Origin of the sequence: Parabacteroides sp. AM58-2XD, assembly GCF_003463685.1 — a bacterium.
Classification (GTDB): domain Bacteria; phylum Bacteroidota; class Bacteroidia; order Bacteroidales; family Tannerellaceae; genus Parabacteroides; species Parabacteroides segnis.
On the sequence record NZ_QSDP01000012.1, the window covers coordinates 1 to 13,049 of the forward strand.

Here is a 13,049-nt window from a genome sequence, read left to right on the forward strand (position 1 = left end):
TGTAGACAGCGACCTGTTACACGAGGATCTGTCACTTCTGAAAAATAATTAGAGGTATTCATTTTGCAATGATAAACTTTTTAGAGGAATTTTGGTGCGGTCGCCCTGGTTCATATCCTATTAGAACCAATCCTTCCCTAATATTATAGTATCTTTGCAAAAAACTGATAGCGATGTATAAAAGAGCATATCTCTTCCTGGTATTATTTATTATTTGCATCCAGTTCATGCAGGCCCAGAAAAGCTATTCCATAAAAGGAATCGTAAAGGAAGCTGCAAGTGGTGAACCGGTGCCTTATGCAACAGTGGTGATCTGGAACACAACACAAGGAACAGCAACCGATTCCGTCGGTAATTTTGAGATCACCGGAGTCGCCCCCGGCAGTTATCGTCTTCAGGCCTCCTTCCTGGGATATAAGCCGGAAGTAACCGCCGAGTTCCGCGTTGCCAATAAAGACATATTTTTTCCGATCGAGTTGGAGCCGGGTAGCGAAAACCTGCAAGAAGTCAGTGTTGTAGCTTCTCCGTTTCGTAAAACAGCCGAAAGTCCGCTCGGACTGCGCGTTATAGGCTTCAAAGAGATAGAAAAGAGTGCCGGAGGTAACCGTGATATATCGCGTGTCGTACAATCTTTTCCCGGAGTCGCTTCCACGGCTGCATTCCGGAACGACCTGATGGTAAGAGGCGGCGGTCCTTCCGAGAACCGTTTCTTCCTAGATGGAGTAGAAATTCCGAATATCAATCACTTTTCAACACAAGGCGCTTCGGGCGGACCGGTCGGAATCATTAATCCTGATTTCATACGCGAAGTAAACTTCTATTCGGCAGCATTTCCCGCTGCCAGAGGGAATGCATTAAGCTCCGTGCTGGATTTCAAACTACAGGACGGGAATAAAGAAAAGTTCTCCCTGCGCGGGGTGGTCGGAGCCTCCGATGTCGGACTGTCGGTCAATGGGCCGATAGGCGACAAAACAACCTACCAGGTCTCTGTCAGGCGTTCATATCTGCAATTTCTATTCGATATGATCGGACTGCCGTTCCTGCCGACTTTCACCGATGCCCAATTCAAGATCAAACATGCTTTCAACAAGAAAAACGAACTCACTTTTCTCGGATTAGGAGCCATAGATGATATGAAACTGAATACCGGAATGAAAGATATGAGCGAAAAGAACCAATATATCCTGGCTTACCTGCCGGTTGTAAAACAAAAGACCTATACCCTGGGAGCCGTCTACAAGCATTATACCGGGAAAAACATCTATTCAGTTATCGTCAGCCGTAGCCAGATGAACAACAAAAACATCAAATACCGGGATAACGACGAAAGCATGCCGGAAAATCTTACGCTCAATTACCGCTCGGACGAAATAGAGAACAAACTCCGTAGCGAAAATATCTTCCGCCTCCCTTACATACAACTCCAGGCAGGTGGCAACATCGATTATTCGGAGTATACAAACCATACATTCCAGAAGCAATTTACCACTATTCCCCGTGAGATCACCTATCAGACCGACCTGGGAATCTGGAAATGGGGATTGTATGCCACCGCCATCTACGAAAGCGACAATGAGCGTTTTACCGCCTCGCTGGGACTTCGTGCCGACGCCAACAATTATTCTTCTAAAATGAAGAATATGCTTGACCAATTGTCGCCACGCCTTTCATTGTCTTACCGGATAGCCAGCGATATCTACCTGAATGCCAACGCCGGACGTTACTATGAGTTACCTCCGTACACCGTTATGGGGTTTAAGGACAACGACGGGAATTATGTCAACAAGGGAAACGCCCTTCAATATATCCGCAGCGACCAGGCCGGACTGGGACTGGAATATCGTCCCTCCTCTTTCCTTAAATTCACAGCCGAAGGGTTCTACAAACATTATAACCGCTATCCGATGTCGGTCATCGACAGCATTCCTTTGGCCTCGAAAGGAACCGACTACGGTGTTCTGGGAAACGAAGCCGTCACTTCCACCGCTACCGGACGTGCCTACGGTATGGAACTGATGGGACGCTGGTATAATTACAAAGGACTCACTTTCATCGCTTCCTACACCTATGTCCGCAGTGAATATAAAGACGGAAGAAATACAGGCATCTACCTTCCTTCCGCTTGGGATAACAAACATCTGTTCACCTTCAGCGGCACCTATTCACTCCCCAAAAACTGGGACATAGGCGCCAAACTCCGGGTAGTAGGCGGCGCGCCATACACGCCTTACGATGTGGAGAAAAGTAGTTATGTGGAAGCCTGGGATGCCAGCGGCAGCCTTTACTACGACTACAGCCGCTTCAACAGCGAACGCCTGAAACCATTCACCCAGCTGGACCTGCGCATAGATAAAACATTTTATCTGAAAAAAGTAATGCTCGGGTTCTATATCGATCTTCAGAACGTACTTAATTCAAAGTACAAAGAACAGGACGTCTATATAAAAACAGGTAAAATACTGAACCCCGATGCCCCTAAAGGAGAACAACGATATGAATTGAAACCGGTAGAACGCATGACGGGAACGATGTTGCCCAGTATAGGAATCATGATAGAAATATAATACCCTTGATTTTCTTCTGTTTTTATTGACCATAGTTCTACATAGATCACAAATAATTCCTATTTTTGTAGCCGGGAAACGGACAGTAATAGAGAAGATATCAATGTTGAAAGTGATTCTAAGAAATATTATATGCCACATACAAATACTACTTATACTTGTATGTCTCATTATGGTCGTTCCTGTTCATGCCGAAGATACCCATCCGATCCTTATTATCAGTTCCTATAACCCGGATACCCGTAATACCACACAAAATATCTCCGAATTCATGGAGGAGTACAAACGTCTGGGAGGTACAGCTCCGGTCATCATAGAAAACATGAACTGTAAAAGTTTGCCGGAGGCTCCTTTATGGAAAGGAAAAATGGCAACCTTGCTAAAAAAATATAACAACGAGAACACTCCGCAGGCCATAGTCATTCTAGGCCAGGAAGGATGGTCTTCTTACCTGTCGCAGGATGAACCGATCCTAAAAGATATTCCAATCCTGTGTGGAATGGTTAGCCGAAATGCAGTTATTCTGCCGGACTCCAATACCGTAATGGCAGACTGGGACCCGGAGAGTATCGATATCCAAAGTTACATAGACAACGGATTCTATCTATCTGGTTTTATCTATAATTATGATATAAAAAAGAATATAGAACTGGCTTTGAATCTTTATCCCACAACAAAGCATTTTGCTTTAATAACGGATAACAGCTACGGAGGTATCTCCTTGCAAGCACTGGTAAAAAAGGAAATGAAGAAGTTCCCGGACCAGAATCTCATACTGCTGGACGGCCGGAAAAATAATATCTACACCATTGTCGAACAAATAAAGAAACTTCCAAAGGAAACCGTAATCCTACTGGGAACCTGGCGTGTAGATGTAAACGACGGGTATTATGTAGGTAACGCAACCTACACCATGATGGCAGGTAACCCGAATCTTCCGGCTATTACACTAACTTCTATCGGGCTTAGCCATTGGGCAATAGGCGGTTACATGCCTAAATACCGTTCCATCGGTAAAGATCTTGCCAAACAGGCTATCGATATCCAAACAAAGAAAGTACTCCAAAAAGAGATGAAGCAGTAAGTATTCCCAACGGATATACTTTCGATGCCAAAAAACTAAGAGAGTTCAATATAGAAAGAGACCGTCTGCCTGCCGATTCCACGCTGATCAATATGGAGGGGAATCTGTTTATCAAATACAGATTTGAGATCCTGCTGATCGTTGCATGCGTATTGTTACTTTTCCTGATAATGATCCTGTTCTTCCTGTTCAGAACCAACCGGTTGAAAGACGAACTGATGGATTTGCAGAAAGACAATGTTATTATCATGAATAACATACAGTCTTCTATCCGTTTCATCAAACCGGATTATTCGGTCAAATGGGAGAATCAGATAAAGATGCCATGCGCGCCACAATATGGTCCTAGAAACTGTTGCCTGGTTAAAGACGGGCAAAAACCATTTTGCGATGAATGTGCACTGATTTCCGCCATGGAAAGCCGGAAGCCTTTCGAGCTCGTCAAGCAATGTGCCCCAGGTGAATATACGCATGTATTTGCCAACCCCATACTCGATGCAAAGGAAAATCTTTTGGGTGTAGTATTCAAGAAAGAAAATGTCACCAAGCAGAAACTAGCTGAGAACGAATTGAGACTGGCTAAGGAAAAAGCGGAAGAATCGGATCACCTGAAATCGGCCTTCCTTGCAAATATGAGCCATGAGATACGTACGCCCCTTAATGCGATTGTCGGTTTCTCCGGCCTGCTTGCCATGACCGAAGAATTGGAGGAACGCGAAGAATACATCAATATTATCAATAACAATAATGAACTCCTGTTGCAATTGATCAATGATATTCTGGACCTGTCCAAGATCGAAGCCAATACGCTCGAATTTGTTTATTCAGATGTCGATATCAATCAGTTATTATGTGATATAGAGCAGACCTCCCGCCTGAAAGCGGCAGAAGGCGTACAGGTTTCATTTGTCGAAAAGATGTCCCATTGCATCATCCGGACAGACAAGAACCGCCTGTCGCAGGTAATAACCAACTTTATTAACAATGCCATCAAGTTCACCAAAGAAGGCGGAATACGTTTCGGCTATAAACATAAGGACGGCAAATTACTATTCTTTGTCTCCGATACAGGATGCGGTATCGATAAAAAGATCAAAGACAGCGTTTTCCAGCGCTTTGTCAAGTTAGACAGTTTCGCTCAGGGAACCGGGCTCGGACTGTCTATCAGCCAGATGATCGTACAGAAGCTGGGAGGAGAGATCGGCGTGGAATCTGAACTGGGGCAAGGTTCGACTTTCTGGTTCACCCTGCCTGATACAGTGATCGAAGAATCGCACGTTGCTACGGTTGAACCTATACAAATAGAAATACAGAATAATACCCTTATTGAGAATAACAATAAAAAGTCAACCTTACTGATTGCCGAAGACAACGAAAGCAACTACACGTATATAAAAGCAATCCTCAAGGAATATAACCTGATACATGCCTGGAACGGTCAGGAAGCAGTAGACTTGTACAGAAAATATCATCCGGACATGATCCTCATGGATCTAAAAATGCCGCTTATGGACGGATACCAGGCAACGAAAGAGATACGCAAAGACAATACCGTTATCCCTATCATCGCCGTGACAGCTTTTGCCTTTGCCGAAGACGAACAACGGGTGAAACAAAGCGGATTCAGCGATTACGTAGCCAAACCGATCAAACCCAACGATCTGAAAAAAAAGATAACAGAACTTCTGTAGACTATTGTTATATGGAACGTGTACCCGGAAATTGCAGGGTGAACACCGTCCCTTTCTCCATTTCCGAAGTAACGGTTATATTTCCCCCATGACGATTCAATATCTGACGGCAAACGCTTAATCCGATACCCGATCCTCCTTGTTTCGTGGTAAAGAAAGGAACAAAGACTTTATCCAAAGCCTCGGGAACAATCCCGCTGCCATTATCCGAAACCGTTATCACAGGCATCCCATCCTGCCGGAAAGCCTCTACACGAATCTCAGGGGATTCACTGTCGCAGCACGCCTCAACGGCATTTTTCAGTAAATTGATCAGAACCTGCTCGATCATGCTCCGGTCTGCATACAACCGTAATTCTGCCGGGCGGATAGAATAGACAACGTGTATACCGTCAGCCGGGACCAGTTTCTGCAAATCGCTGAATAAAACAGATATCGGGAATATTTGCATGGTCGGAGTCGGTATACGCGTCAGTTTGCGGTAATTCTCCACAAAGTCGAGCAATCCCTTACTCCGACGGTGAATCGTTTGTATCGCTTGCAGCATAATCGCATAATCGCGCTCATTCATACCATTCAGAGCGGCACGCTCCGTCACCGTTTCCGACAGGGAAATAATAGGAGCGATCGAGTTCATAATCTCATGCGTCAATACGCGGATCAACTTCTGCCAGGCTTCTGTCTCAGCCTCCGCCACCACCGAATTATAAAGCCGGGAACGGAAAGCATTCAGGGCCTCATTCATCGAACGGGTTAACTCGGCTTCCGCCCCTCCGGAAGTAGGAACCGGAAAAGACAGATTCAGGTCTCCGTAATGAATATTCGCAATCAGATGTTCCATCCGGCGAATCGTTTTCCGTTGGTCCAGATACAATGAGAAAGCCAATACGATCAGGATAGCGCCCATCATTACCGAAGTAAAATAGAGGCTTTTCAGTATCAGGAACGCGATTGTCAGCGACAACAGGACGATCAGGACGATCTTTATCAGGATGGTATACCGTTTCATAGGCCCAATTTATCCAATTTCCGGTAAAGGGCAAAACGGGTGATACCCAGCAACTCGGCGGCACGGGTCACATTCCCGTCGGCACGCCGCAGAGCACGCTCGATCGCTTCTTTCTCCAGAATGCTGAGGTTGAGTTCTTCCAGTTCCGCCTTCTTTTTGGTAACGGAAGGCTGGAGCATAAAATTCTCAGGTTTCAGCATCAGTCCGTCAGAAAGGATCACAGCCCGCTCAATGGCATGTTGCAACTCCCTGACATTCCCCGGCCAGTTATAGTTTTGCAGTTTGCTCCGGGCTTCGCGGGATAAACCTTTTATCTCTTTTTTATATTTACGGGCATAGCGTGTCAGAAAATAGTCTGCCAGCAACTGGATATCATTACCACGTTCCCGAAGAGGAGGAATATGCAGTTCGATGGTATTGATACGGTAAAGCAAGTCCTGGCGGAAAGTCCCCTCCTCCACCATTGCACGAATATTCATATTGGTAGCAGAGATCAGGCGGACATCTATCGAAACCGGACGGGTAGCCCCCAGCCGGGTGATCTGCTGCTTCTCGATCGCAGTAAGCAGTTTGGCCTGCATCGGCATGCTCAGGTTCCCTATCTCATCCAGAAACAAAGTCCCGCCGGTTGCCACCTCCATACGCCCCGGCTTATCACGGCGGGCATCCGTAAAAGCTCCCTTTTCATAACCGAACAGTTCACTTTCAAAAAGCGATTCGGGAATACTTCCCAGGTCGATACCCACAAAGACCTGTCCGTTACGCGGCGAATGATGATACAGGGCACGGGCAACAAGATCCTTACCTGTTCCGTTCTCCCCCAGGATCAGGATATTGGCATCCGTATGACGTAACTTCTCGATTGTCACAAAGATTTCCTGCATGGCATTACTCTCACCGATAATCTCGAAACCTTCCTCATCCGAACTCTCCAAAGCCGCTACCTGGCGTTTTAGCGACCGCACTTCCGTACGGCTTTCACGAAGTTTCAAGGCGGCGGATAAGGTGGCCAGCAACTTCTCTTTCTCCCAGGGTTTAGGGATAAAATCCGTCGCTCCGGCTTTGATGGCACGCACGGCTTTTTCCGTATCGGCATAAGCTGTTATAAAAAGGACGACGGCATCCGGATCCGCCTTCTTGATCTTCTCCAACCAGAAAAAACCTTCCTGCCCGCTAATGGCATCCCTTCGGAAATTCATATCCAGCAGGATCACATCCGGCACATAGCTTTCCATAAAATGCTCGATACGCTCCGGCTGTGTGGTCACACGGATTTGCTCCACATAAGGCTCCAACAGCAGATTCAGTGCAAAAAGCACATCTTCATTATCGTCGATGATCAGTATTTTCCCTTGTTTCATATCGTATGCGTATATTAAATATGTGGGGGTAAAGATAAGCATTAAAACAACAAACAGGATGTGCGAATACGAACGTTTTTTGTGCGCTGACGCACTGACCACAAAAACGAGCACACTACTTACTATCTAATATTCAAGATATTAAAAACATGGCATACTATTTGTTTTTAATAATATATGAAACATACGAGAAGTCACATATTATCAATAATCCTGCTGCGCTGCTGCTTTCCCGGCTTACTCGCAGGATACGCTACGCCTCACTTTATCTGAGACCGTACGCATGGCCCAGGAACAATCTCCACAGGCCATCGCCGCCCGACACACTTTCAGGGCGGCTTACTGGAATTGGCGTTCCTATCGTGCCAACATGCTACCCAGTCTGACCTTCACCTCCAGCCCTTCACTGAACCGGTCAATCAGTTCGGTGACCTTGCCCGATGGAGGCGAAAGTTTCGTACACCGCAACCAGTTAATGGTGGATGCCGGACTCACGATCAATCAGAATATACCATTCACCGGAGGAAGCCTTTTCGTGAAAACGGCCTTGCAAAGACTCGATCTGTTTTCGGAAAAGACAAGTTCGTATAACACCACTCCCATCGTGCTCGGCTACGAACAAAACCTGTTCGGATATAACCAGTTCAAATGGGATCGGAAAATCGAACCTATCCGTTATACCGAATCAAAAAAGAACCTGACAGAAACACTCGAACTGGTCGCCGCACAGGCAACCCGACAGTTTTTCCAATTGGCCACCGCACAGACCAACTGGGAAATCGCACAATATAATTACGCAAATGCCGACACCCTCTATCAATATGCTCAGGGACGGTACAATATCGGGACGATCACCGAAAATGAAATGCTACAACTGGAACTGAACCTCCTGACCGAACAGACTAATATGATGAACGCGCGTATCGAAGTAGATGACTGCATCCAATCATTGCGCAGCTACCTGGGTATCACCAATGCGTCGGAACTGGTTGCCAGTTTAAACGAAGAAATCCCCCGTTTCAATGTGGAAGTAAAGCAAGCGCTCGAACTGGCTTACGAGAATAATCCGGAACCGGAATACCTCCAGCGCCGCCGGTTGGAGAGCGAAAGTGCCGTAGCACAGGCAAAAGCATCCCGCGGCTTCAAAGCCGACCTCTATATGCAATTCGGCTTGACGCAGACAAACGAAAAACTGAAAGAGGCTTACCGGGACCCTTTGGATCAACAATTAGTCAGCCTTGGCATACGCATCCCGATCCTGGACTGGGGTGTCGGTAAAGGAAAGGTAAAAGTTGCCCTCAGCAACCGCGACAAAGTATATACCGAGGTGGAGCAGTCACGCAACGACTTCGAACTGAATGTCATCAAAATGGTCAAACAGTTCAACCTACAGGCTGATAAAGTGATGATCGCACAGAAAACCGACCAGACCGCCCAACGCAGGAACGATGTTGCCCAAAAACTGTACCTGCTGGGTAAATCGACTATCCTCGACCTCAATGCTTCCATCAGCGAAAAGGACCGGGCACGAAGAGAATATATTACAGCCTTATATAATTATTGGAGCCTGTACTACGGCCTGCGCAGCATGACCGGCTACGACTTCGAACGGAACCGTGAACTGACATTCGATTATGAACAATTAATGAAATAAGATAATGGACAAACCTATTGAAAAGAAACCCGTATATTACCGTTACCGCTGGCATATCGCCGGATGTGTCGCTTTTGTCATCCTCCTGGTGTATGTATCGATCGTTGCATCAGGCGGACGCAAACTGCGCACCGAAGCGGACAACCTCATCATTGGCGAAGCACAGGCCGATAAATTCATGGAATATGTGGATGTGGAAGGCGTGGTTCAACCCATCCTCACCATTAAGATAAACGCCCGCGAAGCCGGTAGCGTCGAACGCATCGTAGCTGAAGAAGGTACAATGATGGAGAAGGGCGACACCATCCTTACCCTGACCAATCCGGACCTGATACGTACCATCGACGACCAGCGCGACGAATGGGAAAAGCAGTTGATCTCCTTCCAGGAAAAAGAGATCGAAATGGAACAGAAAAGCCTGGACCTGCAAAAACAAACATTGCAGACAACCTATGAACTCAACCGCCTGAAAAAGAGCTTCGCCCTCGACGAAGAGGAGTTCCGCATGGGTGTAAAGAGCAAGGCGCAACTGGAAGTACAGCGGGACGAATTCGAATATAAAACCCAAAGCACCGCCCTGCAACTGGAAGGTCTGCGCCACGACAGCGCTGCCACCATCCTCCGTCGTGAGTTAATGAAGAATGACCTGGAACGTGAACGGAAGAAATACGACCGTGCCCAGGAACGCATGGAGAACCTGATCGTCCGCGCCCCATTGGCTGGACAACTCAGTTTTGTCAAGGTAACTCCGGGCCAGCAGGTACAAAGCACCGAAGCCATCGCCGAGATCAAGGTTCTGGATCAGTTCAAAATACATACGTCACTCAGCGAATACTATATCGACCGTATCACAACCGGCCTTCCCGCCACCATCACCTGGCAGGGAAAGAAATATCCGCTACGCATCACCAAGGTCGTACCGGAAGTAAAAGATCGTAACTTCGACGTGGATCTTGTCTTTACCGAAGAATCACCCGAGAATGTCCGCATCGGAAAGAGCTTCCGCGTACAGGTCGAACTGGGACAACCCGAAGAGGCGCTGGTCATCCCACGCGGCGACTTCTTCCAGACGACCGGCGGCCAATGGATCTATAAGTTGAACGAGGCCGGGACAAAAGCACACAAAGTAAACATCAGCATCGGCCGACAGAACCCGCAGCAATATGAGATTACCGGCGGATTGCAAGCAGGCGATAAGGTTATTGTCACCGGATACAGTACTTTTGGCGACGCGGAAGAATTGATTTTGAAATAAAAAAGACAGAAGAAGAACTACCATGAAAATATTACTACTTGCTATCCGGTCTCTTTCACGTTTCCGGCTCTATACAGTCATCAACATATTAGGACTGGCAATGAGCCTGACATGTGTCATGATCATATCACGGCACGTGTACAGGGAATTGACAGTAGACCATTTCAATAAAAACCTGGATCGTATATGTCTGGTCACACAACATTTCGAACAAGAAATAATGCCTCGTTTTTATTACAATTTCAATCCCGGAACAGGCATAGGAGACGCCCGGTTGGTAAATAATCCATCTGTCGAGAAAGTGGCCCCGTTCTCTTCTTTTACAGAAGACTATATAACAGTCGATGATAAAAAATACAATGCACGTATCCTGGTTGCCGATACTGCCTTTTTGCAGATTCTGGATTATCCGGTAGTATCCGACAATAAACAAATCCCGTTGCAAGACCCGCAAGGAGCTGTTATTACGCGGAACTTTGCCCGTAAACTGTTCGGCACAGACAAAGATATAGTAGGAAAAAGCATACAGCATTCCAACGGTAAAACTATTACGATCACCACGGTTCTCGACGAACCTGTCGATAAAAGTTCTATTCAGTTTGACCTGCTCGTTTCCTTGCAACTGCAAGAAAGGTGGGGACGTGCTTTCCACGCTCTCGTATTACTGGCTCCCGGTACTGATATCGATAAACTGAATAAAGAATTTATCAGTAGCCGGGAAGAAGGAAATAAGGAAACACCCAACCAACTGCTTCCCCTCGGCAAATCGTACTTCGACAAGACCGTCAATATGTTTGATGATACTTACCTGCGAGGAAACTATAACAATGTCCTGGTGCTCGCCGGTGTCGCTTTTTTAATTTTACTTATCGGCATCTTCAATTTTATCAATATCTACACCGTCCTGATGCTGAAACGGGCACGCGAATTGGGAATGAAAAAAGTATTTGGAGCAAGAGCCTTCCAAATGCTGGTTCAACTCGTCGGTGAAAACATTGTAATGATAGGCTGTGCCCTCTTTATTGCCTGGATATTAATCGAGATAAGCGGAGGAGCTATCGAATCGACCCTGGGTATCTCGCAGGTAAATAATCTGACATTCGATCTTTTGCTTTCAATAGGTATCCTGTTATTATTACCGGCCATAACCTCCGTGTATCCTTTTATCAAATATAATTACACACCGCCCATAACCTCGCTTCGCTCTGTAAATACCAGCGGTAATTCAGTGGTCTCACGTGCTGTTTTCATCGTTTTTCAGTATATTATCACCTGTTGCCTGATAATTGTTTCCCTGTTCTTTATGAAACAGCTTCATTTTATGCTGAATGCAGACTTGGGATATAAAACCAAAGATATTATAAAAGCCCAGTTCATCAAGCACCCCAGCAACGTATGGAGTATGCCCAATGAAGACCGGCAAAAATATTTCAACAACATTAACCGGCTGGATGGCGAGATAAAGCAGAAAATGAATGCCAGTCCCCTTTTCCTTCAATGGGTATATGGAGACAGCCTCACACGATACAGGAAAGTGGTATCCGTCTGAAAACTACGGAAGGGGAATATAAAGAGGTTTGCTCAGCGTACATGTCCGCAGAAAATATACAGATGTATGGTTTGCAGTTAAAAGAAGGACGGTTCTGGAATGACTCCATTGATAATACATATGGTTACCAGTTCATCATTAACGAGACGGCACAAAAACTGTTTGGCATAACCAATATAGAAACTGCATCATTACAGCCGGAGAGCCGTTTATGGATAACCAGCCGGAATGATATGAGTACCAATCCTCCCTATCAGGTTATCGGTGTAGTAAAGGATTTCAAGTTCACACACTTGTCAAAGCCCAACGCCCCGCTAGTCATTTCCAACTCCGGAAGTTACAACAGCCAAAAGCTAATGGCCTCGATTGTCCCTGGAAAGAAACAGGAAGCGATCGCCTTTCTGAAGAAACTCCACAACGATACCGTTGGCGGCGAATTCGAGTATTCATTTGTTGAAGACGAAGTCAGCGCTCTTTACAAAGATGATAAAAAGGCGGCTTACATCTATTCCTTATTTACAGTCATAGCCATTCTGATCTCTTCATTGGGGTTATTCAGTCTGTCTCTATTTGATGTTCAGCAACGATACCGTGAGATTGCCATACGCAAAGTGAACGGAGCAACCACCCGTATAGTCATGCAAATGATGCTACGCAAATATTTCAAACTATTGGGATTAGCTTTCGTCATTTCTCTTCCGGTTTCATTACTGGCTATTTTCAAATACCTGGAAAACTTCGCCAACAAAGCCCCTATATCCTGGTGGATATTCGCCGTCGCCCTGCTCATAACTGCCGGAATATCGCTGGCAACCTTGATCTGGCAAATACGGAAAGCGGCAGAAACAGATCCGGCTAAAGCGATGAAAGCAGAATAGTATT

Annotated in this window: 9 protein-coding genes; 7 read left to right on the forward strand and 2 right to left on the reverse strand. The window is 46.1% G+C overall.

The features are described 5' to 3' along the window. The first annotated feature begins 173 nt into the window (after nt 1-173). The 3 genes from DXA15_RS04520 (at nt 174) to DXA15_RS25940 (ending at nt 5,339) form a co-directional block, all read left to right on the forward strand. The gene (locus DXA15_RS04520; RefSeq protein ID WP_128133263.1) at nt 174-2,564 is read left to right on the forward strand and encodes a TonB-dependent receptor; all 2,391 of its coding nucleotides are present in this window, start codon (nt 174-176) and stop codon (nt 2,562-2,564) included. A 172-nt stretch (nt 2,565-2,736) separates the two neighbouring features. After that, complete coding sequence (locus tag DXA15_RS25935) at nt 2,737-3,648, forward strand: hypothetical protein (RefSeq protein WP_233566812.1); 912 nt, start codon at nt 2,737-2,739, stop codon at nt 3,646-3,648. 92 nt (nt 3,649-3,740) lie between these two features. Beyond that, complete coding sequence (locus tag DXA15_RS25940) at nt 3,741-5,339, forward strand: ATP-binding protein (protein ID WP_233566813.1); 1,599 nt, start codon at nt 3,741-3,743, stop codon at nt 5,337-5,339. A gap of 7 nt (nt 5,340-5,346) precedes the next feature. On the opposite strand, the gene DXA15_RS04530 is transcribed toward DXA15_RS25940, so the two are convergent. Together DXA15_RS04530 and DXA15_RS04535 are read right to left on the reverse strand one after the other, a co-directional pair. Further along, the gene (locus DXA15_RS04530) at nt 5,347-6,348 is read right to left on the reverse strand and encodes a PAS domain-containing sensor histidine kinase (protein WP_128133264.1); all 1,002 of its coding nucleotides are present in this window, start codon (nt 6,346-6,348) and stop codon (nt 5,347-5,349) included. Further along, nucleotides 6,345-7,709 carry a sigma-54 dependent transcriptional regulator gene (locus DXA15_RS04535; protein WP_128133265.1) on the reverse strand — a complete coding sequence of 455 codons (1,365 nt, stop codon included), beginning with the start codon at nt 7,707-7,709 and terminating at the stop codon, nt 6,345-6,347. The genes DXA15_RS04530 and DXA15_RS04535 overlap by 4 nt, the downstream gene beginning before the upstream one ends. A 283-nt stretch (nt 7,710-7,992) precedes the next feature. On the opposite strand from DXA15_RS04535, the gene DXA15_RS04540 reads away from it, so the two are divergent. Genes DXA15_RS04540 through DXA15_RS25950 form a run of 4 tightly spaced genes read left to right on the forward strand, consistent with a single transcriptional unit; the run spans nt 7,993 to nt 13,045 of the window. Beyond that, nucleotides 7,993-9,363 carry a TolC family protein gene (locus tag DXA15_RS04540; RefSeq protein WP_128133266.1) on the forward strand — a complete coding sequence of 457 codons (1,371 nt, stop codon included), beginning with the start codon at nt 7,993-7,995 and terminating at the stop codon, nt 9,361-9,363. Nucleotides 9,364-9,367: 4 nt separating this feature from the next. After that, nucleotides 9,368-10,618 (forward strand): efflux RND transporter periplasmic adaptor subunit, encoded by a 1,251-nt coding sequence (locus tag DXA15_RS04545; protein ID WP_128133267.1) that lies wholly within the window; start codon nt 9,368-9,370, stop codon nt 10,616-10,618. Nucleotides 10,619-10,640: 22 nt separating this feature from the next. Continuing rightward, the gene (locus DXA15_RS25945) at nt 10,641-12,167 is read left to right on the forward strand and encodes an ABC transporter permease (RefSeq protein WP_128133268.1); all 1,527 of its coding nucleotides are present in this window, start codon (nt 10,641-10,643) and stop codon (nt 12,165-12,167) included. Continuing rightward, on the forward strand, nt 12,116-13,045 hold the full coding sequence (locus DXA15_RS25950) for an ABC transporter permease (protein ID WP_128133269.1): 930 nt from the start codon (nt 12,116-12,118) through the stop codon (nt 13,043-13,045). The genes DXA15_RS25945 and DXA15_RS25950 overlap by 52 nt, the downstream gene beginning before the upstream one ends. Nucleotides 13,046-13,049: the final 4 nt, after the last annotated feature.